20 protein-coding genes, 1 tRNA gene and 1 pseudogene are annotated in these 21,397 nt (G+C 63.9%); 13 read left to right on the forward strand and 9 right to left on the reverse strand.

What is annotated here, in order from left to right:
* Positions 1 to 48 precede the first annotated feature (48 nt).
* The 11 genes and pseudogenes from ACWA1U_RS08885 to ACWA1U_RS08935 form a co-directional block, all read left to right on the forward strand.
* Positions 49 to 660: pseudogene (locus ACWA1U_RS08885) on the forward strand (DedA family protein); the annotation flags it as partial.
* 172 nt (positions 661 to 832) lie between these two features.
* Positions 833 to 1,948 carry an adenosine deaminase gene (locus ACWA1U_RS08890; protein WP_463724986.1) on the forward strand — a complete coding sequence of 372 codons (1,116 nt, stop codon included), beginning with the start codon at positions 833 to 835 and terminating at the stop codon, positions 1,946 to 1,948.
* On the forward strand, positions 1,945 to 2,682 hold the full coding sequence (locus ACWA1U_RS08895; RefSeq protein ID WP_463721853.1) for a MazG nucleotide pyrophosphohydrolase domain-containing protein: 738 nt from the start codon (positions 1,945 to 1,947) through the stop codon (positions 2,680 to 2,682). Before ACWA1U_RS08890 ends, ACWA1U_RS08895 begins: the two co-directional genes overlap by 4 nt.
* Before the next feature lie 170 nt (positions 2,683 to 2,852).
* The gene (gene eno, locus ACWA1U_RS08900; protein ID WP_463721854.1) at positions 2,853 to 4,133 is read left to right on the forward strand and encodes a phosphopyruvate hydratase; all 1,281 of its coding nucleotides are present in this window, start codon (positions 2,853 to 2,855) and stop codon (positions 4,131 to 4,133) included.
* Between the two features lie 91 nt (positions 4,134 to 4,224).
* Complete coding sequence (locus ACWA1U_RS08905; protein ID WP_463721855.1) at positions 4,225 to 4,962, forward strand: FtsB family cell division protein; 738 nt, start codon at positions 4,225 to 4,227, stop codon at positions 4,960 to 4,962.
* 28 nt (positions 4,963 to 4,990) lie between these two features.
* Entirely contained in the window at positions 4,991 to 5,662 is a 672-nt protein-coding gene (locus ACWA1U_RS08910) for a DUF501 domain-containing protein (protein ID WP_463721856.1), read from the forward strand.
* Position 5,663: 1 nt separating this feature from the next.
* Positions 5,664 to 6,620, forward strand: a complete 957-nt coding sequence (locus ACWA1U_RS08915; protein WP_463721857.1) for a Ppx/GppA phosphatase family protein — start codon at positions 5,664 to 5,666, stop codon at positions 6,618 to 6,620.
* On the forward strand, positions 6,617 to 8,122 hold the full coding sequence (locus ACWA1U_RS08920) for a S8 family serine peptidase (protein WP_463721858.1): 1,506 nt from the start codon (positions 6,617 to 6,619) through the stop codon (positions 8,120 to 8,122). Before ACWA1U_RS08915 ends, ACWA1U_RS08920 begins: the two co-directional genes overlap by 4 nt.
* 40 nt (positions 8,123 to 8,162) lie before the next feature.
* On the forward strand, positions 8,163 to 9,590 hold the full coding sequence (locus tag ACWA1U_RS08925; RefSeq protein WP_463721859.1) for an NAD(P)/FAD-dependent oxidoreductase: 1,428 nt from the start codon (positions 8,163 to 8,165) through the stop codon (positions 9,588 to 9,590).
* Positions 9,591 to 9,687: 97 nt separating this feature from the next.
* Positions 9,688 to 10,197 carry a GNAT family N-acetyltransferase gene (locus ACWA1U_RS08930; RefSeq protein ID WP_463721860.1) on the forward strand — a complete coding sequence of 170 codons (510 nt, stop codon included), beginning with the start codon at positions 9,688 to 9,690 and terminating at the stop codon, positions 10,195 to 10,197.
* Complete coding sequence (locus tag ACWA1U_RS08935) at positions 10,194 to 10,505, forward strand: CHY zinc finger protein (protein ID WP_463721861.1); 312 nt, start codon at positions 10,194 to 10,196, stop codon at positions 10,503 to 10,505. The genes ACWA1U_RS08930 and ACWA1U_RS08935 overlap by 4 nt, the downstream gene beginning before the upstream one ends.
* An 11-nt stretch (positions 10,506 to 10,516) precedes the next feature.
* Here the strand turns inward: ACWA1U_RS08935 and ACWA1U_RS08940 are convergent.
* Positions 10,517 to 10,592 (reverse strand) — tRNA-Leu (locus ACWA1U_RS08940).
* 237 nt (positions 10,593 to 10,829) lie between these two features.
* Here ACWA1U_RS08940 and ACWA1U_RS08945 point away from each other — a divergent pair.
* Positions 10,830 to 12,218 carry an ABC transporter substrate-binding protein gene (locus ACWA1U_RS08945; protein ID WP_463721862.1) on the forward strand — a complete coding sequence of 463 codons (1,389 nt, stop codon included), beginning with the start codon at positions 10,830 to 10,832 and terminating at the stop codon, positions 12,216 to 12,218.
* Between the two features lie 222 nt (positions 12,219 to 12,440).
* Here the strand turns inward: ACWA1U_RS08945 and ACWA1U_RS08950 are convergent, their stop codons facing one another.
* The 5 genes from ACWA1U_RS08950 to ACWA1U_RS08970 all read right to left on the reverse strand — a co-directional run bounded on the left by ACWA1U_RS08950 (position 12,441) and on the right by ACWA1U_RS08970 (position 17,161).
* A complete protein-coding gene (locus tag ACWA1U_RS08950; protein WP_463721863.1) occupies positions 12,441 to 13,217 on the reverse strand; it encodes an ABC transporter ATP-binding protein in 777 nt (258 codons plus the stop codon).
* Entirely contained in the window at positions 13,214 to 14,212 is a 999-nt protein-coding gene (locus tag ACWA1U_RS08955) for an ABC transporter ATP-binding protein (protein WP_463724987.1), read from the reverse strand. The genes ACWA1U_RS08950 and ACWA1U_RS08955 overlap by 4 nt, the downstream gene beginning before the upstream one ends.
* Before the next feature lie 80 nt (positions 14,213 to 14,292).
* The gene (locus ACWA1U_RS08960; protein ID WP_463721864.1) at positions 14,293 to 15,276 is read right to left on the reverse strand and encodes a branched-chain amino acid ABC transporter permease; all 984 of its coding nucleotides are present in this window, start codon (positions 15,274 to 15,276) and stop codon (positions 14,293 to 14,295) included.
* Between the two features lie 11 nt (positions 15,277 to 15,287).
* Entirely contained in the window at positions 15,288 to 16,571 is a 1,284-nt protein-coding gene (locus ACWA1U_RS08965) for a branched-chain amino acid ABC transporter permease (RefSeq protein WP_463724988.1), read from the reverse strand.
* Positions 16,572 to 16,840: 269 nt separating this feature from the next.
* Complete coding sequence (locus ACWA1U_RS08970; RefSeq protein ID WP_463721865.1) at positions 16,841 to 17,161, reverse strand: GroES family chaperonin; 321 nt, start codon at positions 17,159 to 17,161, stop codon at positions 16,841 to 16,843.
* A gap of 163 nt (positions 17,162 to 17,324) precedes the next feature.
* Here ACWA1U_RS08970 and ACWA1U_RS08975 point away from each other — a divergent pair, with 163 nt between their 5' ends.
* Positions 17,325 to 18,176 (forward strand): Bax inhibitor-1/YccA family protein, encoded by an 852-nt coding sequence (locus ACWA1U_RS08975; RefSeq protein WP_463724989.1) that lies wholly within the window; start codon positions 17,325 to 17,327, stop codon positions 18,174 to 18,176.
* Positions 18,177 to 18,263: 87 nt separating this feature from the next.
* On the opposite strand, the gene galK is transcribed toward ACWA1U_RS08975, so the two are convergent.
* Genes galK through ACWA1U_RS08990 form a run of 3 tightly spaced genes read right to left on the reverse strand, consistent with a single transcriptional unit; the run spans position 18,264 to position 21,327 of the window.
* Entirely contained in the window at positions 18,264 to 19,406 is a 1,143-nt protein-coding gene (galK, locus tag ACWA1U_RS08980; RefSeq protein ID WP_463721866.1) for a galactokinase, read from the reverse strand.
* A complete protein-coding gene (galT, locus tag ACWA1U_RS08985) occupies positions 19,403 to 20,539 on the reverse strand; it encodes a galactose-1-phosphate uridylyltransferase (protein ID WP_463721867.1) in 1,137 nt (378 codons plus the stop codon). Before galT ends, galK begins: the two co-directional genes overlap by 4 nt.
* Positions 20,536 to 21,327 (reverse strand): DeoR/GlpR family DNA-binding transcription regulator, encoded by a 792-nt coding sequence (locus ACWA1U_RS08990; RefSeq protein WP_463721868.1) that lies wholly within the window; start codon positions 21,325 to 21,327, stop codon positions 20,536 to 20,538. The genes galT and ACWA1U_RS08990 overlap by 4 nt, the downstream gene beginning before the upstream one ends.
* Positions 21,328 to 21,397 lie beyond the last annotated feature (70 nt).

Genomic DNA, 21,397 nt, shown 5'->3' on the forward strand with positions numbered 1-21,397 from the left:
CGGTCTGGTGTAAAAAATCCAAGGAGCTCAGTGGACGCGATTAATGCTGTGACAAATGGGCTGAGCGACTTCATCCTCAGCACCGCGGAGCAGCCGTGGGTCTATCTGCTGGTCTTTGTCTGCTGCACGGTCGACGGATTCTTCCCACCGTTCCCCAGCGAGTCGGTCGTGGTGGGTCTTGCATCCCTCGTCATCACGCAGGGCGTACCGGATATCTGGCTGCTAATCATCGTTTCCGCCCTCGGTGCTTTCGTCGGAGACAACATCGCGTACCTCATCGGCCGCGGCGTGGGCACCCGGCGCTTCGCCTGGATGCGCCGGCCGCGCTCGGAGCGGGCCTTCGAATGGGCCGGTTACGAACTGGAGAAGCGCGCAGCTTCACTGATTCTGGTGGCGCGCTTCATCCCCTTCGGCCGCGTGGCGGTCAACCTTACCGCCGGAGCCACAGGCTATTCACGACGCCGGTTCTTTGCCTTGACCGCTATCTCCGCCGTCGCGTGGGGTTCTTACTCCGTAGGCATCGGGGCTCTCGCGGGTGCCTGGTTTGAAGATAATCACCTGCTCGGTGTCATGGTTGCCATTGCGGTGGCGGTGTTCCTGGGCTTTGTTGTGGACCGGATCATCAGTGCGGTCCGCGGCTCCACGCCGGTACACCCCCGGCCGGAACCGCTAAAGGCGGCCAGAACCAGCGATTCAGCACGCTCGTCGCTTGAGTCCTGTGTCAAGGATGATGAGGAAGGCGCGGCCTCAGCCCGCCGCGAACCTGCAGCCGCCAGTGCTGAACGGACAAGCGGAAGCTGACAACGCGTAGGCTGAAGCTGTGACTGAACCAATGACATCCCTTGCCACAGACATCGCCTTCGACATCCGGAGCCTGCCCAAGGTTTCGCTGCACGATCACCTTGATGGTGGCCTCCGACCAGCCACCATCATCGAACTCGCCGACGCCGCTGGACACAAGCTGCCGTCAACCGACCCGGTAGCCCTGGGCCAGTGGTTCCGTGAATCCGCGGACTCCGGCTCGCTGGTCCGCTACCTTGAGACCTTCGACCACACCATCGCCGTGATGCAGACCAGGGAAGGGCTCTCGCGGGTCGCGAAGGAGTTCGTGGAGGACCTGGCAGACGACGGCGTTGTCTACGGTGAAGTGCGCTGGGCGCCCGAGCAGCACGTCGCGAACGGGCTCACCCTCGACGAGACCGTTGAAGCAGTCCAGGAGGGTCTCGACGCCGGGGTGGAAGCAGTTGCCGCCAGTGGCCGCACAATTCAGGTCGGCCAGCTCATCACTGCCATGCGCCACGCTGACCGGGGTCAGGAGATCGCAGAGCTCGCCGTCCGCCACCGCGATCACGGAGCTGTCGGCTTCGACATCGCCGGTGCCGAAGACGGCTTCCCCGCGGCCCGGTTCGCAGACGCTTTCACCTATCTCGCGCAGCACCAGTTCCCGGCAACGGTCCACGCAGGTGAAGCTGCCGGCGTCGAGAGCATCGTTGACGCCCTGGTCAACGGCCGCGCCCAGCGCATCGGTCACGGCGTGAGGATCGCCGAAGACATCACCGTCGAGTTCGACGAAAACGACAATGGCATGGCCTCCCTTGGCCATGTTGCTGCGTGGGTCCGCGACCGCGGCATCCCGCTCGAGATATGCCCGTCGTCGAACCTCCAGACCGGTGCCATCGCTTCCTTCGGCACCGACGTCGAGAGTCACCCCATCGACCTCCTGTACCAACTGGGATTCAACGTCACCGTCAACACGGACAACCGGCTGATGAGCGGCGTCACCCTGACCGACGAGTTCGAGCTCCTCGTGGAGACGTTCGACTATGATCTCGATGACCTGCTCGAATTGACCCTCAATGCAGTCGAGGCAGCTTTCCTTCCGCTGGAGAGCCGCACCGCGCTCGCCGAGCTGGTCGGCCAGGGGTACGACGCCGCCAGCGGGGCATGAGCGGCGCGGAAACGAACCGCGCCATGAGCGCGGGCGCGTCACTGGAGCGGTTGCTGGAGGTCATCGGCGAACTGCGGACACATTGCCCCTGGATGGGCGCACTCACACACGATTCACTGGCGCAGTACCTCGTTGAGGAGTGTTACGAGCTCCTCGAAGCGATAGAGGCCCCGGCTTCCGCCGAGGAGCTGCGTGGCGAGCTCGGCGACGTCCTCCTCCAGGTGGTGCTTCACGCGCGCCTCCAGGAGGAACACGGATCCTTTGGCATGGGCAGCGTCATTGACGGACTCACCGCCAAGATGATGCGGCGCAATCCGCATGTGTTTGCACCGGATGGCAGCGTGCGGGAAGCAGTTCCCGCAACCGTCGGGGAAATCGAGGCGGCCTGGCACCTTTTGAAGCGCGGGGAGCGGACGCCCTCGGTTTCGATTTTCGACAGCATTCCCACCCACCTTCCCGCCCTCGCTCTTGCGTCGAAGTCGGTCAGCCGTGCAGAGCGGGTGGGCGCGTCCGGTGATCGCGCAGACGGGCGAAGCGGCACTGAAATGGAACACTCCGAGCGCACGGAGGAAGAGGTCGGCAGCGCCCTCCTCGACCTCGTGCGGGAGGCCGTGGCAGCGGGGGTGGATCCCGAACGGGCGCTGCGCCTCGCGGTGAAGCGGTATCAGGAGCCCTACAAGCGCGACGGCGAAAGAAGTTCAGGCGTCACGGACGGTCATCGACCGCAGGTTTGAATTAGGCTGAGAACCGAATCCACGCAAAGAAGCTGCAGGCGCACTGTGGCCATCGGCCTACGCTGTGCCCGCGTCCCGCCGATCTGCCCAACCAGTAGCACCTGCCAAAGCAAGTCACAGAAATCCAAGAAGTCACAGAAGTCTAAGAAGTCAAACAAGAGGAGCAATTCATGGCAATTATCGACGCCATCCACGCCCGCGAAATTCTCGATTCACGCGGAAATCCCACCATCGAGGTCGAAGTACTGCTCGACGACGACACTTTCGGCCGTGCCGCAGTTCCCTCGGGAGCCTCCACCGGCGCCTTCGAAGCCAACGAACGCCGGGACGGCGACAAGGACCGCTACCTCGGCAAGGGCGTGCTGCAGGCTGTTGAAGCCGTCATCGAGCAGATCCAGCCTGCACTCCTCGGCTTCGACGCAGCTGACCAGCGGTCCATTGACCAGGCGATGATCGACCTGGACGGTACCGAGAACAAGTCCAACCTCGGCGCCAACGCCATGCTCGGTGTCTCACTGGCAATTGCACGTGCAGCAGCGGAGTCTTCCGCACTGCCCCTGTACCGCTACCTGGGCGGTCCCAACGCGCACGTGCTCCCTGTGCCGCTGATGAACATCCTCAACGGCGGTTCGCACGCAGACTCCGACGTCGACATCCAGGAGTTCATGATCGTTCCCCTCGGTGCCGAGTCCTTCTCCGAGGGGCTCCGCTGGGGCGTAGAGGTTTACCACGAACTCAAGAAGGTACTGAAGGAGAAGGGCCTGGCCACCGGCCTCGGTGACGAGGGTGGTTTCGCTCCGAACCTGCCCTCCAACCGTGACGCCCTTGACCTCATCACCACCGCCATCGAGCGTGCAGGCTACAAGCCGGGCACCGACATTGCCCTGGCGCTCGACGTCGCGGCCTCCGAGTTCTACAAGGACGGTGCCTACCAGTTCGAGGGCAAGTCGCTGGATTCCGCGGCGATGCGCGCGTACTACGAGGAACTGGTCCGCGACTACCCGCTGGTATCCATCGAGGATCCGCTGGACGAGGAAGACTGGGATGGCTGGAAGGCACTGACCGCATCACTTGGCGACAAGGTGCAGCTGGTTGGCGATGACCTGTTCGTCACCAACCCCGTCCGCCTGGAGCGCGGCCTCAAGGCCGACACCGCCAACTCACTGCTCGTCAAGGTGAACCAGATCGGTACGCTGACTGAGACGCTGGACGCCATCTCCCTGGCCCAGCGTTCCGGTTACACCACTATCACCTCGCACCGTTCCGGCGAGACCGAGGACACCACCATCGCTGACATCTGCGTTGCAACCAACGCCGGCCAGATCAAGACGGGCGCTCCGGCACGGTCCGAGCGCGTGGCGAAGTACAACCAGCTCCTGCGCATCGAGGAGGAGCTCGACGACGCCGCACGCTACGCCGGCCGTTCGGCTTTCCCGCGTTTCACCGCCTGATCCAAGGGTGTGCGCGTTACCCTCGTTAAGCAGGTACCGGCGGTAGTAAACCGGTAGCCGACCGTACAGCGAAGCTTGAGCGAGGAGTCCCATGCCCACCCGACGCCCCAGCGTTCCGCGCGGAACGCGAACGCGTGTGGAGGGGCAGCGGGAATCGGAAGCACCATTGAAGCGCCCTGGCACCCAGGGCGCTTCAATGCGTTCCACAGCTGTACCGACTGTAAAAGCAACTGCGAAAACAGCAGCAAAATCAACTGCGAAAACAACGGTCAAACCAGCGCCGAAGCCCGCCAGGGCAAAACCGGCCAAGAGCGAACCCCGGAAGAAGGCATCCCCTTCCGAGACCCGTGCAGCTGAACGGTCCCAGCTGGCCGGAGCAATCCGTACAGCCAAGGCGCCATTCCGCTGGGTGGCTGACCGGAAGATCGTGCCTGCCGAAGATGCAGAGCCAATCCCCGCGAAATCCTTTTCAGGGCGCTTGCTGGCGCTCGCCGTCGTACTCATCACCATCACCGTGCTGCTGGCACCGTCAGTCCGGACCTTCCTTCAGCAGCAGGGTGAGACCACCGCGCTGCAGGAGCGCATCGCTGCCCTCGAGCAGGAGCAGGATGACCTCGAGACGCAGATCGCGCGCTGGGATGATCCCGCCTATATCAAGCAGCAGGCACGCGACCGGCTTTTCCTGGTGATGCCGGGGGAAACGCGTTATCTCGTCAAGGGCGGCACCGCGCTTGAAACATCGGAGGAACAGCGCTCCGAAGCCGCACCCCAGGACCTGCCCTGGACGGACGCCTTGTGGAAGTCAGTGGAGCGCGCGGCCACCGACTAACCTTGAATCTGGGGATTCACCAGAAACAGTGGCTTACGGAAGGACCGTCTTGACGGAAGAGAACCCGCTCGCGCCCACACCGGCTGACCTGGAAACGCTCAGCCGTCAGTTGGGGCGTCCGGTTCGGGACGTCGTCGAGATCGGTGCACGGTGCGTCTGCGGAAACCCGCTGGTGGCCACCACTGCTCCACGCCTGGCGAATGGCATTCCGTTCCCCACCACTTATTACCTGACCCACCCGGTCATCACCTCAGCTGTATCGAGGCTCGAAGCTGCGGGCACCATGACAGAGATGACGGACCGGCTCGAACACGACAATGATCTGGCCAGCCGCTACCGCGCTGCCCACGAGGACTACCTCAGGGCGCGTTCGGAGGTCGGAGAACGGTCGGGGATCGGCGCTGTTCCAGAGATCGACGGCGTATCCGCAGGCGGCATGCCTAGTCGCGTGAAGTGCCTCCACGTTCTGGTCGGGCATTCGTTGGCGGCCGGCCCGGGCATCAATCCGCTGGGAGATGAGGCGATCGACGCGATCGCCGAGTGGTGGACGCGTGAAGAGTGCCGGTGCGCAGGCGCATGGGACACTGCCGGGGATCCGCCCCACCGTGACCTCAGCCGCCATGTGAAGACCCAGGGCCTCAGCCCCGAAGAACTGGACAGAAAACGCGCCGAACGCCGTTCCGGCGGAGAGAAGGCCTGATATGCGCACCGCCGCCATTGACTGTGGAACCAACTCCATCCGCCTGCTGATAGCGGACGTGTCCGGCGACGGCGGGCGGCTCACCGACGTCGTGCGGCTCATGCGCGTGGTCCGCCTGGGGCAGGGCGTCGACGCGACGGGCACGTTGGCAGCAGAAGCACTCGAGCGCACTTTCAGTGCCGTGGACGAGTATGCGGCGCTGATCAAGGAACATGGGGCAGAGCGGGTCCGTTTCGTGGCCACCTCGGCAACGCGTGATGCGAGCAACCGGGATGTCTTTGTGGAAGGCGTGCGCAGCCGGCTCGGTATCGAGCCCGAGGTGGTGAGCGGTGATGAGGAAGCTGCTCTCTCCTTCGCCGGCGCCGCGAGCGTTCTGACCAACCAGTCCAGTGCGCCCGTTCTCGTGGTTGATCTTGGAGGCGGCAGCACCGAATTCGTGGTCGGGGCGCATGGACAGGTGACCGCCGCGCGGAGCATGGACATGGGATGTGTGCGTTTCACCGAGCGGTTCCTGCGGTCCGATCCACCCAGTGAGAGCGAAGTGGCCAGTGCGGAAGCGGAGGTCGAACGCATGATCGACCAGGCAGATGCGGATGTATCCCTCTCATCGGTGGACAGCATCATCGGCGTGGCCGGCAGTATCACCACCATTACGGCGCACGCTCTGAAGCTGCCTGAGTACCAGTCCGAACGTATACATGGCGCGGCGCTCAGCCGCGAAGAAATCGACGGCGCAGCAACGTCCCTGTTGCATATGCCAAGGTCCGGGCGCGCGGACCTGCCCTACATGCACCCCGGACGGGTGGACGTCATCGGTGCCGGTGCCCTTATCTGGCGTACCATCCTGCGCAGGGTTGCCGAGGCCACCGACGGCCGGGTGGATGGTGCTGTCGCCAGTGAACACGACATCCTCGACGGCATTGCCCTGAGCTCAGCCGGGCCGGCGGAGCAGCAGTGAGCGCCGCCTTCCGGCGCGGTCCAGGCCGGCCCACCCAATCTGTCGCCGCCGTCGTCGCACTTGTCCTTGGCCTTGCAGGAATATTCGCCCTGACGGCCCAGCCCGCCAGCGCACACGGCGCGGAAATCCGGGACAGCGAATACTGGCTCGACGACTACGGCATCAGGGAGGCGTGGAAGACCACCAAAGGCGGCGGGGTTACCGTCGCGGTGATCGACAGCGGCGTCGACGGAAGCCACCCGGATCTCGAAGGCGCTGTAGTCGGCGGTACCGATGCGTCCGGTGCGGGCGCTCCGGACGGGCAGCGCGGTATCGGTGAGGTTCCAGAGCACGGAACCCTCGTGGCGAGCCTCCTTGCTGGCCGCGGCCATGAAGCGGAAGAAGAGCCTGAGGAGTCGCCGTCCGCATCTGCTTCGCCGTCGAAATCGGCGTCGAAGTCGAAGTCCGCCGAGCCATCCAGATCGGCGGAGCCCAAGGAAGACCCGGTGGGGCGCGGGCCCGACGGCGTGATCGGCGTAGCGCCCGAGGCTGACCTTCTGGCCGTCTCGCTCTGGATCGGCGGCGCGTCCAGCGGTGACAATCCCGCCGGCGTCAGCATTGACGAGCAGATCCCGAACGCGGTCCGGTGGGCCGTGGACAATGGCGCGAAGGTCATCAACATGTCCCTCGGCAGCACCTCGCCCACCTGGCCGGAGAGCTGGGATGAGGCGTTCCTGTATGCGGAGGAGAACGACGTCGTCATCGTCGCCGCCGCGGGTAACCGCGCAGGTGGATCGGTGCAGGTGGGTGCGCCGGCAACCATGCCGGGCGTGCTTGCCGTAGGCGGGCTCGACGTCGAGCGTGAGGCGAGCCAGGAGTCCTCGTCGGAGGGCATCAGTATTGGTGTTGCCGGACCAGCGGAAAGCCTCGTCGGCTCGCTGCCGGGCGGGCTCTACGCGAGCAAGTGGTCGGGAACGTCCGGGGCGGCGCCGCTGGTGTCGGGTGTCGCCGCATTGATCCGGTCCAAGTACCCGGAACTCTCCGCGCCGCAGGTCATCAACCGGATCATCATGACGGCCAAGGACGCCGGAGATTCGGGGAAGGACACCATCTACGGACACGGAATCCTGGATGCTGCGGCAGCCGTGAACGCTGAGCTCGAGGTGCCCGAGGAGCGGCTGTTGGGCGCGGGCGGGGTGGTCAGTATGGCCCAGTACATCCAGACGTACCGCCGGGGGGAGGCGCCACCGCCGCCGTCGTCCACCCCAGCCGAGCCGGGGGAAGTGCTGCCGGACATCCCCGAACCCGAGCCGCCCGTCGCGCAGGAGCGGGCGTCGTCGTCGTCCTCCGTTCCCGCGATGATCGTGTTTGGATTCGGTGGTTTGATCCTGTTCATCCTGCTCGGCGGCACCTATCAGGTGCTTCGTGTGATGCGCAGACCTACCGCTGAATCCGGCTCGGAAAACGGGGTTGGTGAGGGGTCAGGTCCTTCCAGCGGGAGCGATCCACCGAAGCCTTCGTAGCGCTAGTGAAGATTTTCACAAAGTCCGGTACGCTTGGAATATGGCTCAAACCTCCAAGTTTTCTGATCGTCCCCGGATCCTTGTTGTCGGCGGTGGCTACGTCGGCCTGTATGTAGCGCACAAGCTGCAGAAGAAGGTGAAGGCTCACGGCGGCATCGTGACCCTCGTGGACCCGCTGCCCTACATGACCTACCAGCCCTTCCTTCCAGAAGTAGCCGGTGGCAACATCGAGGCGCGTCACGCCGTCGTCTCCCACCGCATGCACCTGACTGACACGGAACTGATCACGGGTAAGGTCACGCGCGTGAACCACGCGTCGCGCACCGCCGTCGTCGAACCGTCTGACGGTAGCGAACCTTTCGAGCTCACCTACCGTGACGTCGTCATCGCAGCAGGCGCCATCACCCGCACGTTCCCGATCGAAGGCCTCGCTGAAGAGGGCATCGGCCTGAAGACCATTGAGGAAGCCGTCGCGCTGCGCAACGGGCTGTTGGAGCGCATCGAAACCGGTTCGTTGATGGAGCCAGGGCCGGAGCGGGACCGCGCTCTGACCTTCGTCGTCGTCGGCGGTGGATTCGCGGGCATTGAGACTCTTGCCGAGATGGAGGATCTCGCGCGGGCAGCGGTGAAGAAGAACAACCGCCTGGAGCGCGCAGACATCCGTTTTGTGCTGGTTGAGGCCATGGGCCGCATCATGCCTGAGGTGACCGAGGACCAGGCGAAGTGGGTGGTTGACCACCTGCGTTCGCGCGGCGTCCAGGTCAAGCTCAACACCTCCCTGGCCAGCGCCACGGGTGGCAACCTCAAGCTCATCAACATGCCGGACAAGTCAGCAGCGGATGAGTTCGAGACAGACACGCTGGTGTGGACTGCCGGTGTGCAGGCGAACCCCTTCGTACGCAACACGGACTTCCCCATCGACGAGCGCGGCCGCGTCCGCGCCAACCCCGAGCTTCGGATCACTGGCGACGACGGCCCGGTGGACGGCGCGTGGGCGGCAGGGGATGTCTCGGCTGTGCCTGACCTCTCCGGCGGTGGAGTGGGAGGTTTCTGCGTCCCCAACGCCCAGCACGCTGTTCGTCAGGCGAAACTGCTCGCGGACAACATCTACGCCGAACGCTACGGTGTGGGGCGCGTGCGCGAGTACAAGCACAAGAACCTCGGCGCTGTGGCGGGCTTTGGCCAGTACAAGGGCGTGGCGAACATCATGGGCTTCGGAATGCGCGGCTTGCCGGCCTGGCTTGCCCACCGCGGGTACCACGGCATGGCCATGCCCATGTTCGAGCGGAAGTTCCGCGTGGTTGGCAACTGGATTCTCGGCTTCGTCTTCGGCCGCGACACCACCCAGCTGATGGACCTGCAGACCCCGCGTAGGCAGTTCCGCGAAGCAGCTACCCCGCTGAAGAAGCAGGCAGCACCATCGCTCGACAAGGACCGCGCCGAAGACACCGAGAAGGTCAAGGCTTAGTTCGTCCCAACACCGACGACGGCGGCGCGCAGCCGGCTTCCCTACGGAGGTCCAGGCGCCGTCGTCGTCGGTGTTTAACGCGCTATAGTTCTCGATCGTGAGAATTCGAACCGAAACCACAGCCGACCGCCCGGCCGCGCTCGCGCTCATTGATGCGGCCTTCGCGGTGCCGACAGGCAGGCCCATCGAAGCTGTGCTGCTTGAGCGGCTATGGGAGTGCCCGGAGTACCTTCCCCCGCTCTCCCTGGTGGCGGAGGACGATGGCGGCGCCGTCGTCGGTTACGTCATCACCACGCGGGCGCACATCGGGACAGTGCCGTCCCTGGGGCTGGGACCGATCGGCATCCGCCCCGACCGGCAGGGGCAGGGTATAGGCCGGCTGCTGGTGGAGGAGTCCATCGCGAGGGCCGTCAGTCTGGGGGAATCCTCTCTGGTGTTGCTCGGGAGCCCCGCGTTCTACGGGCGCTTCGGGTTCCACCGGGCCGACGTCCAGGGCGTACTCCCACCCGAATCTGCGTGGGGAGCGGACTTCATGGTCCGTTCACTCGGGGATGCTGCAGTGCCGACGGGCAACTTCCGCTACGCAGCACCCTTCGAGGAACTGTGAACGTTCTCGGGGCGGTTGTCGATCACCAGACGCGCTGTGTGCACTACCGGACAGAGCTCGACGTCGTCGCGATCCAGTTCAGGTGCTGCGGCGAGTTCTACCCATGCCACCTCTGCCACGCTGCGGACGCCGGACACGAGACGGAGGTGTGGCCCGCAGGGGAGTTCGGTGCGGATGCCATTCTGTGCGGGGTATGCCGCTCCACGTTGAGCATCACGCGCTATCTGGAGGTGGACGGTTGTCCTTCATGCGGTGCGCCGTTCAATCCGGGCTGCCGCCTGCATAAGCACCTCTACTTCGAGGATTAGCGGCGTATTTTTGGTGCCCCAGGTGGGACTCGAACCCACACTGTGAAGATTTTAAGTCTCCTGCCTCTGCCATTGGGCTACTGGGGCGGAACGCCCGCCGGAGACCCGGTGATGCGTCCCGTCAAGCTTACGTGAATGTCCCTAACTACCCACTCACGGCCTTCCGTGGAAGGGGGAAGCAAAACACTTGTGATGAGCGTTACAAGGATGTAACCAGATTTGCTTATGTTGGGCACAAATTTGCACTAGCTTTTTCACATACCAGGAACACCTGGTGATCGCATCAAAGGCTCATCATGCCTTTCGATCGAGGAGATAAATTTCATGACAGCAACACACAACTCCGCGCGGTTCGGTTTCGGGGAGAAGGCTCCGCGCGCGGCGAAGATTGCCGCCCTAAGCCTGGGCGTTGCACTCTTCGCGTCTGCCTGCGGTGGAACTTCCGCCCCTGAAGAAGAAGGCCCGGATCCTTCATCATCATCAGCAGCAGCGTCGGGACTCACCTGCCCCGAGGGCCAGGGCGGCGAAGCGGCCCCTCCCGGCGAGAAGGGCGATCCCTCAGCGGTTCCAGAGGCTGAGACAACCTCGGATGCACCGCTCAAATTCGGCTCCATCCTGCCCACCACTGGTGCCCTCGCATTCCTCGGCCCTCCCGAAATTGCGGGCGTAAACCTAGCGATCCAGGAAATCAATGAGGCTGGCGGCGTCCTGGGACAGGATGTTGAAGTCATCCACCGTGACTCCGGCGACACCACCACTGACATCGCCACCCAGTCGGTCACCGATCTTCTCTCACAGGATGTCAGCGCAATCATTGGCGCGGCGTCGTCGGGCGTTTCCCAGACCGTGATTCAGCAGATCACCGGAGCGGGCGTCATCCAGATGTCCCCGGCCAACACGTCACCCGACTTCACTGATGCCGACGACGACGGCCTGTATTGGCGCACAGCTCCCTCCGATGTACTGCAAGGCCGGGTGCTCGGCAACTACATCATGTCCTGTGGCGCACAGACTGTAGGCATGATTGTCCTCAATGACGCTTACGGAACCGGCCTACAGGCCAGTGTCACCGAAGCCGTTGAAGGCGCTGGCGGCCAGGTTGTCGTCTCAGAGATGTTCAACGAGGGCGACTCACAGTTCAGCAGCCAGGTGGATGCACTTGTAGCTGCCAAGCCTGACGCCTACGTGATCATCAGCTTCGACCAGGCAAACAGCATCGTCCCGCTGATGACCGCTCAAGGTGTCGAACCGGGTTCCATGTTCTTCGTCGACGGCAACACCGCTGACTACAGCGAGGATCTTGATCCCGGAACCCTGGAAGGTGCGCAGGGCACGCAGCCTGGCTCCTTCGCTGGAGATGAGTTCAAGGAAGCCCTCGCTGCGATCGATGACGGCCTGAGTGTCTGGAACTACGCAGGTGAAAGCTACGACGCCGTCAACCTCATCGCTCTTGCAGCAGACGCCGCAGGAACCATCGAGGGCGCCGACATCGCCGCCGAACTTGAGGCAGTGTCCAAGGAGGGCACGGAGTGCTTCGACTACGCGGGTTGTGTCACCCTTCAGCGCAACGGTGAGGACATCGATTACCAGGGCTTCTCCGGTCCTATCACATTCGACGAGAACGGTGATCCGACTGAAGCCTTCATCGGTATCTACGAGTTCGACGAGAACAACACCCCGCAGCCTTACCGCTCCGAGGCAGGACAGCTCTAAGAGTAGTTCCACAAGCTAGATCACTCGCACATCGCAGCAGAGCCTCTCCCTTCCAAGGGAGGGGCTCTGCTGCGTTAGAGCGGGGCAGAAGCGTCGTCGCCGTCATGCCAGCGCCGTCGTCGTGCCTAGGGTGGGGTGGGCCGGTAGCGCGGGAGCCCGGACACAGCAGAGGCCCTCCCATGCAGGCCTGAGCCTGCGGGGGAGGGCCTCGCAAGGAAGAACCTAGGCTGTGTCGGCGAGGGTACCCAGGTACAACTGGATGACCTTGGGATCCTTCATCAGTTCGCGGCCGGTTCCGGTATACGCGTCCTTGCCCTGGTCCAGCACGTACGCGCGGTCACAGATCTGGAGGCAGCGCCTTGCGTTCTGCTCGACCATGATCACTGAAACGCCGGCGCGGTTGATCTCGTGGACGCGGAGGAACGTTTCGTCCTGCTTGACGGGGGACAGGCCAGCGGACGGCTCGTCGAGCAGCAGCACGGCCGGTTCCATCATCAGGGCCCGCCCCATGGCCACCATCTGGCGCTCGCCGCCGGAGAGCGACCCCGCACGCTGGGCGCGACGCTTGCCAAGCTCGGGGAAGAGGCCGGTCACGAAGTCGAACCGCTTCTTGAAGTCCTTGGGCCGCTGGTACATGCCCATCTCGAGGTTCTCCTCGATGGTCAGCGCCGCAAAGACGTTGTTGTTTTGCGGTACAAAACCCACCCCACGGCTGACCAGCTTGTTGGCCTTCAGACCGGTGATGTCCTGGTCCCGAACCACCACGGTTCCGGAGTGCACCTTCACCAGCCCGAACATGGCCTTCAGGAGCGTTGACTTACCGGCGCCGTTGGGGCCGATGATGCCGATCAGCTCGCCGGACCTCGCCTCAATGGAGCATCCGTTGAGGATGTTCACGCCGGGCAGGTACCCCGCAACGAGGTCGGTGACCTTGACCACCGACTTGCCAGCCGGTGAAGGGGTGGCGGCCGCACTGGTTGATTCTGCAGAGTGGCTCATGGCCGCTTCTCCTCGGTCGGTTTCTCAGCTGGCTCCGATGTGCCCTTTGACCCATGTTCCAGTTCGGTGATCTTGCTGTGGTCGAGCAGTCCGGCGTTGTCCGTACCGACAACCGACTCCTCGTCCCGTGCAAGTTCCACTTCGAGCATCTCTACCCCGTGGGAGTCGCCGAGGTCCACGTCGTGGTGTGCGCCGAGGTAGGCGTCGATGACAGCGGGGTTCTTCATGACGACGTCGGGTGTTCCCTCCGCCACCACGCGCCCCTCTGCCATGACCACTACCCAGTCAGCGACGTGGCGGACCATGTGCATGTCGTGTTCAACGAACAGTACGGTCATGCCTTCGGACTTGAGGTTCTTGATGTGGTCCAGCAGCGACTGCGTCAGTGCGGGGTTCACGCCAGCCATGGGCTCGTCGAGCATCACCAGGCGCGGCCGCACCATCAGCGCGCGCGCCATCTCGAGGAGCTTCCGCTGGCCGCCGGAGAGCGAGGCCGCGTAGTCATCGGCCTTGGTGTCCAGCTTGAACTTGGCCAACAGCACATCGGCCTGCGCGGTGATTTCCTTCTCGCGGCCACCCCAGAGCCCCTTGAATAAGGCGCGCAGCAGGCTTTCGCCCGGCTGGTCCTTGGCGCCCAGCCGCATGTTCTCCATGACCGTGAGCTTGCCCATGACCTTGGTGAGCTGGAACGTCCGCACCATGCCGAGACGCGCAACCTTGTAGGGTGCGACGCCGGCCAACGCATGCCCATCGAACTTCCATTCACCGCTCTGCGGGGAGTCGAACCCGGTGAGCAGGTTGAACAGGGTGGTCTTACCCGCACCGTTTGGTCCGATGAGCGCGGTGATCTTGTTGCGCGGAATCTCGAGGTATTCGACATCGACGGCGTTGATGCCGCCGAAGCTTCGGGTGACGTTCTGCGCTGTGATGATGGGATCCCGCTTGCGGCAGCCCGGACCGGGCGCCTCAGCGGCAATGGGCCGGTCATCGGTCATGTGGTCGATGGCGCCGGGAGTGTCCGTTGTGGGATGCTCGGCCTCCTGATGCCGCCGTCGTTCTTCTGAAGTCTGTTCACTCATGCGAACGCCAACTCCTTCTTGTTACCGAGGACGCCCTGCGGTCTGAAGATCATCAGCAGCATGAGCGCCACACCTACCAGGATGTACCGGAGTTGACCGGCCTGGACGTTGGTGAGGAATGTGATGGCACCGATCTCGATTGCGCCGAACAGCAGGCTCTGGGTCAGTGAGAGAACCACCCAGAAGATCATCGCGCCGAGGACCGGGCCAAGCACCGTGGCCATGCCCCCGAGCAGCAGCACCGTGTAGAGGAAGAAGGTCAGCTCGGTGGAATAGTTCGCAGGCTGGACGGCACCCCGCGGGAGGGTGAAGATCATGCCGGCAACCGTACCCATGAGACCGCCGAGAATCAGCGCCTGCATCTTATAGGCATAGACGTTCTTACCGAGGGAGCGGACTGCGTTCTCGTCCTCCCGGATTCCCTTGAGCACGCGGCCCCACGGGCTCCGCATGAGGAGCCAGACAGCCAGGCAGGCCAGTGCAACGATGGACCAGCCGACGATCCGGATGAAGAAGCCATCCTGGTTCATGCTCACCGGACCGATGTTGTAGGTCCCGTCGGGGAAGGGATTGAGGGCGAAGAACCCGTTTTCGAACCCGCCTGCCAGACCGTTCGCTGACCCGGTAACGGCGGTCAGCCCGTTGGTCGTGACGATATACCGCACGATCTCAGCGGCCGCGATGGTCACGATTGCCAGATAGTCGGCCCTGAGGCGCAGCGTCGGTATACCGAGCACGACGGCGAAGATCACCGATGCGGTGAGCGCTACCAGCACTGCCACCGGCAGGGGAGCGTTGAAGGTGAGCGTGGAGATTGCGTAGCCGTAAGCGCCCATCGCCATGAAGCCTGCCTGGCCAAAATTCAGCAGGCCGGTGTAGCCGAAGTGGACCGCGAGGCCCAGGGCAGCGAGGGCGTAGGCCGCCGTCGTGGGGCTGATGACCTCACCGAAGGCGAGGGAGAGAATGTTGCCGAAATCCATGTGAGTTGCCCCTAACCTATGCGCTCACGGCGGCCGAGGATTCCCTGCGGCCGGAAGAGGAGTACAAGAATCATGATGAGCAGAGCGCCGACGTACTTGAGGTCGGCCTCGAGCCAGATGGTGGAAATCTCGACGAAGAGGCCCACGATGATCGAACCGAGCAGGGCACCGAACACCGTTCCAAGTCCGCCGAGGGTAACGCCCGCGAAGATCAGCAGGAGGATCTGCTGCCCCATGTTGAAGGACACGCCCGGACGGTAGTACGCCCAGAGGATTCCGCCGAGGGCCGCGAGGGCGCCTCCAACCACCCAGACCAGGCGGATAACCCGGTCGACGTCGATCCCGGAGGCCGCTGCCAGCGCCGGGTTGTCGGCAACGGCGCGTGTTGCCTTGCCGACGCGGGTGCGCAGGAGCAGGAAGGCGATCAGCAGGATCACGACGAGGCTGACGATCAGCGAGTTGAGGTTGTTCTGCGAAATCGAGATGGGTCCGAAATCGATGAGGGTGCCTTGTGCGCCGGGCAGTTGCTGGGTCTGGCCGCCGAAGTTGAACTGGATGATGTAGCGCAGCGCGAGGGCGAGCCCAATGCTGACGATCATCATGGGCACCAGCCCGCTGCCCCGCTTCCGCAGTGGTTTCCAAAGCCCTGCATCCTGGACGTAGCCCAGTGCAGCGCCGCCGAGTACAGCGAGGACGATGGCAAGGATGGTGGGAAGCCCAAGGGACGCGAAGGCGAACGCCAGGACAGCGCCCATGGTGACCATCTCGCCGTGCGCGAAGTTCGTGAGTCCGGTGGTTCCGAAGATCAGTGAAAGCCCGACGGCGCTCAACGCGAGGAGGAGTCCGAAGCTGAGGCCTGCGACGGCGCGGTCGGCGAGGACGTTCCAGAAACTCGTTGTTTCGAGGACGATCCCCTCACCGAAGAGGAAGAGGGTGGTGATGTTGGTGGTGCCCGCGAAGGTTACCGTCCGGGGGTTTTGCTGCCCCTCGGCCAGTTCGGCTCCCTCAGGAAGGGTGGACTCATCCAGTTCAACTTCATAGGCGCCCTGTTCAGGGACGTCCACTGTCCAGGATCCGTTCTCGCCGGAGGTGGTTTCCCCTTCGAAGCCATCGCCGGTGACTGTGATGCGGACGTCTGCGAGGGGACCCTCTGCGTTCCGCAGTACACCGCTGATCCGGTTCTGGAATTCACCCGCCTGGACGGAGGCTGTGGTCTGGCTGGTCTGGCTGGTCTGGCTGTTCAGCGAGCCGCTGGGAATGGGGGATGCCCCGGCAATAGGTGCGCTCATGAACATTACGGCCAGAAGGCCGGCCGCCAGCAGGAGAAGCCTCCTGTGCCACGCCGGTGTCGGCTTGGTTATCAAGTTATGAACCTCCACGATGGTGGCTTGTCCGTCGAGGTACGACGGCCCTGATGCCTGTGATCGAAGTCACTGAGTGTGGAGAACATGTTACCCGCGCCGAGTTACCGCAGATCGCCAAACTGAGTCAGCCAGATAGCGATTGGATAACAACTGTATTGGGGAGGATTGGCAGGTCTTGTAAATCCGGGCCCAGGGTGGGTCTAGAGGTAAAGGCCCGTGCCGCCGTCGTCGTCGTCCGGCTGCGCTACAGCGTGCACGTCCCGCTCCCGCAGGAGGATGTAATCGGTGCCGCCGACGTCGACCTCGGACTTGTCCTCGGGGTCGAAGAGAACGCGGTCTCCGCGTGAAACCTGCCGGACGCTTGGCCCGGCCGCCGCTACGTCGGCCCACGCCAGGCGCTTCCCCATGACCGCCGTCGCGGGGATGACAATGCCCGACGACGACCGGCGCTCGCTGCTGTCCTTGTCCAGGACAACGAGGAGGCGGTCATGGAGCATTTTCAGGGGCAGGGCATCAGGCATTGTGTGTTTCCCTGTCGGTTTCAAAGGGGGGCGGCGGGCACGCGCAAGTCTACCGTTTTGCCGCTGGCGGGCCCGTCCACAGGACAGGAACAAAAAACGCCCATATGCGTTGATATTGATAGGGTTGAAACATCTCAGCCCCCAGATGGAGGACTACATCACCATGGCACTCGGCGGTAATCCGGTTTTCAACGGTAAGAACTTCCGTACCGCTGCCCGCGGCAACAATCCGGCAGCATACGGTTCAACAGCTTTGGCCGGTCAGTCGGCCATGAACCAGCAGCAGCTGGAGCACCTGTACAACCAGCCTGCGGCAGGTCCCGCCGAGACCGGGCGCATGACTTTCGACGACGTGATCGTCAAGACCATCGCCACCATCGGCATGGTCCTCATCGGTGCGGCTGTGCCTGTGTTCTTCTTGCCGGGACTCTTGGTTCCACTGATGATTGCCGGGCTGGTCGGCGGACTGGTGCTCGGTCTGGTCAACTCGTTCAAGCGCGAGCCCGTTCCAGCGTTGATCCTTGGGTACGGCTTCCTCGAAGGCTTGTTCCTTGGCGGTCTGACCATGATCCTGGAGGCGCAGTTCCCGAATATTGCGCTACAAGCCCTTCTTGGAACGTTGTCTGTCTTCGCCGTGACTCTGCTGCTCTTCAAGAGCGGAAAGGTGCGCGCCACTCCCAAAGCCATGAAGATTTTCATGATCGCGATGGTCGGTTACGCATTGTTCAGCCTCGTAAACCTCGGACTGATGGTCTTCGGTGTCAGTAACGATCCGTGGGGCTTGCGAACAGGTGTCGAGATCTTCGGCATCCCGCTCGGCGTATTGATTGGCGTGCTGGCGATCGGTCTGGCCGCCTTCTCCCTGGTCATCGACTTCACCATGATCAGCGAGGGTGTAAAGAACGGTGCAGCTCGCAAGTACTCCTGGACGGCAGCCTTTGGCCTGACGGTCACCCTCGTGTGGCTGTACATCGAGTTCCTCCGCCTTATCGCTATCTTGCGCGGCAGCGACTAACCATAAGCAACGGATTCAAAAGGAGGGGCTCCCGGCATCTGCCGGGAGCCCCTCCTTTGACGTCCCCAGAGTCGATGCGGGGTGGATCTAGGAGACGCGGCCCGCACCTTCTGCCGGGGAAACGGCAAAGATGACCGGCTGCGTGAAGCCCGCGTCAGCAAACGCAGCGGTAACCGCAGAACTCACCCGCTCAATATCCTCAACCGGCGTGAGCGCGATCGCCGACCCGCCGAAGCCGCCGCCCGTCATGCGGGCACCCAGCGCACCGGATGTCCGGGAGGACTCGACAGCGAGGTCGAGCTCAGCACAGGAGATCTCGAAGTCGTCGCGCATCGAAACATGGCTTGCGTCCAGCAGCGGCGCGATCGCGCGGGGACCCTCGGCGCGAAGAAGTTCCACGGTGCGCTGCACGCGGGCGTTCTCGGTGACGATGTGCCGTACACGGCGGAAGGTTTCTTTGTCCAGAAGACCGGAGGCCTCGTCGAGGTCCGCTTCGGTGAGGTCCCTCAACGCCGGAACACCCATGACATCGGCGCCAACTTCACAGGAACGACGTCGGGCCGCGTACCCTCCGGTGGCGTGGGAGTGGCTCACCCTGGTGTCAATCACCAACAGCGCCAAACCCTCTTCCTGGAGGGGCAGTGGAACCAGTTCAGCGTGCTGGCTCCGGCAGTCCAGGAACACCGCGTGCCCATGCTTGCCAAGCAGCGACGCCGATTGGTCCATGATGCCGGTGGGCGCACCCACCATCTCGTTCTCCGCGCGCTGTCCGATGAGCGCCAACTCGGCCCCACTCAAGCCCAGGCCAAAGAGCTCGTTTGCCGCAACAGCTACCGCACACTCAATCGCCGCCGACGAGGAAAGCCCAGCTCCAACGGGCACCTTCGAATCGATCAGCAGGTCCATGCCCGACACCTCGTGACCGGCTTCCCGCAGGGCCCACAACACGCCCACGGGGTAGGCGGCCCAGTCTTCAACGTCGCCGGCAGCGAGACCGTCGAGGTCACTGGTCACGATTTCCGCCCCAGTGGAAAACGTGGAACTGACCCGGACCGTCAGGTCCTGGCGCACCGTGGCCGCAACCTGGGTTGCCCGGTCGATGGCGAACGGCAGCACAAAGCCATCGTTGTAGTCGGTGTGCTCGCCGATCACGTTCACGCGGCCAGGTGCAGCCCATACTCCGTCCGCTGCCGTTCCAAAGCGGTCCTCGAATTGCTGTGTGAGTGTCACGGGGTGTCCTTCCCTGCAGAGGTTGCGGCGCGCAGGGTAGCTGCGACCCTTTCCGGTGTGGTGTCGTTGATGAATGCACCCATGGCGGCTTCGGAACCGGCGAGGAACTTCATCTTGTCCTCTGCCCGCCGGGGCGACGTGAGCTGGAGGTGCAGGTAGCCTGCCTCGCGGAGCTCCGGAACCAGGGGTGCCTGGTGCCAGGCCGCGATGTACGGGGTCGGTGTGCTGTACAGGCCGTCCACCCGGGCCAGCAGGTCCAGGTACAGCGTGGTGAGCTCGTCGCGCTCCTCATCGTTGAGCGCCGCGATGTCCGGCACGTGTCGGTGCGGAACCAGGTGTACCTCAAGCGGCCAGCGGGCGGCATAGGGGACGAACGCGCTGAAATGCTTTCCTTCAAGGACCATGCGCTCACCGGCGTCCCGCTCGGACTTCAATACGGAGCCCATGAGGGTCTCGCGCCCGTCGACGGCGTCGAAGTAGCGCCGCGCCGCCTGGCCCATCAGCGCAGCCCGCGGAGTCACGAAGGGATACGCATAGATCTGCCCGTGTGGGTGGAGCAGGGTGACACCGATATCAGCACCCCGGTTCTCAAACGGGAAAACCTGCCGGATTCCCTCCAGCGCGGAGAGCGCTTCGGTCCGCTGTGCCCAGGCGTCGATGACGGTCCGGGCCCGCTCAGGCGGGAGCGAGCCGAAGGAACCTTCGTGCGACGAATCGAAGGCGACCACCTCGCACCTGCCGAATGCCGACGTCGTCGTTCCCCAGCCCGAGCTCCCAGCGGGAACTTCGGGGACGCTGCCCAGGGACGGGCCGAAGGAGGAGAAGCGGTTCTCGAAGGCGACCACCTCGTAGTCCGATGCCGGGATCTCGGACAGATTCGCCGCCGAGGACGGGCACAGGGGACACTGGTCGGCTGGCGGCAGGTGCGTGCGCGTCTGGCGGTGTGCAGCTACGGCCGTCCACTCGCCGGTGAGCGGGTCGTGGCGGACGTCCCCCGTACCGCCGCGCGGCGGAAGACCGCGATGGTCGACGACGGCGGACGGGTCACGGTGCGCGGCGGCTGACTCCGCCGTGGCATCGAAATAGATGAGTTCACGGCCGTCAGAGAGGCGCGTAGGGGTTACTTGGGTCATGGGGTGTCCTGGGGAGTCGGGATGGGGGTGGAGGGCGGTGTTGCGATGACGAGGTTTGTGAGCTGTGCATAGCGCGGATCCGCCGGTGCGCTGTCGGTGACGATGCTGTCAACGGCGTCGAGCCCTGCGATCCGCGCAAGGCTTACCCTGCCGAACTTCGTGGAATCGGCAAGGATGACCAGGCGGCCACACTGTTCCGCGAAGGCCCGGTTGGTCTCGGCTTCGGCAAGGTTCGGCGTGGTGATCCCAGCTGCAGCGTCAACGCCGTGCGTGCCCATGAAGCACAGGTCAACGTTGAGCGACCTGACGGCCGAGGTGGCGATCGGTCCCACCAGCGCTTCGGATGGTGAGCGCTCGCCTCCCGTGAGCAGCACCGTGATGCCGGTGGCGCTCGCGCGGTGAAGCTTCTGCGCAGCGGGTAGCGAATTGGTCACCACGGTCAGGGGACCTGATAGCTGGTCAGCCAGCCGGTAAGTGGTGGTTCCACCGGTGAGGGCGATGGTCATGCCGGGCTCGACGAGCCGGGCTGCTGCCAGCGCCACGGCTTCCTTCGCCTCGGTTCGCTGATCGGCGTTAGCACCGAAGCCGGGCTCCAGAGCGCTCAATGCCGCCCTGGAAGCAGCCCCGCCGTGAACCTTCCGTAGGGCCCCAACGGCAGCGAGGCCGTCAATGTCCCGGCGAATGGTCATGTCCGAGACACCTAGGTGTTCTGCAAGCTCCCCGACCCGCACGGTCCGCTGATGCTGGAGCATGCCGAGGATGGCGGCATGGCGGTCGGCAGCAAGCATGAGTCTCCCGGGCGGGTGTGAATGGCTCCTCACAAATTACAACGTTTTCCAACAAGTTCAAACATTTGTA

The sequence above is a fragment of the Arthrobacter sp. TRD_SC_6 genome (genome assembly GCF_055361185.1).

Coding starts and splice junctions, on each gene's coding strand:
- ACWA1U_RS08925 (WP_463721859.1), top strand. CDS start 8,163: ATGGCTCAAACCTCCAAGTTTTCTGATCGTCCCCGGATCCTTGTTGTC.
- ACWA1U_RS08905 (WP_463721855.1), top strand. CDS start 4,225: ATGCCCACCCGACGCCCCAGCGTTCCGCGCGGAACGCGAACGCGTGTG.
- ACWA1U_RS08975 (WP_463724989.1), top strand. CDS start 17,325: ATGGCACTCGGCGGTAATCCGGTTTTCAACGGTAAGAACTTCCGTACC.
- ACWA1U_RS08990 (WP_463721868.1), bottom strand. CDS start 21,327: ATGCTTGCTGCCGACCGCCATGCCGCCATCCTCGGCATGCTCCAGCAT.
- eno (WP_463721854.1), top strand. CDS start 2,853: ATGGCAATTATCGACGCCATCCACGCCCGCGAAATTCTCGATTCACGC.
- ACWA1U_RS08890 (WP_463724986.1), top strand. CDS start 833: ATGACATCCCTTGCCACAGACATCGCCTTCGACATCCGGAGCCTGCCC.
- ACWA1U_RS08955 (WP_463724987.1), bottom strand. CDS start 14,212: ATGACCGATGACCGGCCCATTGCCGCTGAGGCGCCCGGTCCGGGCTGC.
- ACWA1U_RS08945 (WP_463721862.1), top strand. CDS start 10,830: ATGACAGCAACACACAACTCCGCGCGGTTCGGTTTCGGGGAGAAGGCT.
- ACWA1U_RS08895 (WP_463721853.1), top strand. CDS start 1,945: ATGAGCGGCGCGGAAACGAACCGCGCCATGAGCGCGGGCGCGTCACTG.
- ACWA1U_RS08950 (WP_463721863.1), bottom strand. CDS start 13,217: ATGAGCCACTCTGCAGAATCAACCAGTGCGGCCGCCACCCCTTCACCG.
- ACWA1U_RS08970 (WP_463721865.1), bottom strand. CDS start 17,161: ATGCCTGATGCCCTGCCCCTGAAAATGCTCCATGACCGCCTCCTCGTT.
- ACWA1U_RS08915 (WP_463721857.1), top strand. CDS start 5,664: ATGCGCACCGCCGCCATTGACTGTGGAACCAACTCCATCCGCCTGCTG.
- ACWA1U_RS08960 (WP_463721864.1), bottom strand. CDS start 15,276: ATGGATTTCGGCAACATTCTCTCCCTCGCCTTCGGTGAGGTCATCAGC.
- galT (WP_463721867.1), bottom strand. CDS start 20,539: ATGACCCAAGTAACCCCTACGCGCCTCTCTGACGGCCGTGAACTCATC.
- ACWA1U_RS08965 (WP_463724988.1), bottom strand. CDS start 16,571: ATGTTCATGAGCGCACCTATTGCCGGGGCATCCCCCATTCCCAGCGGC.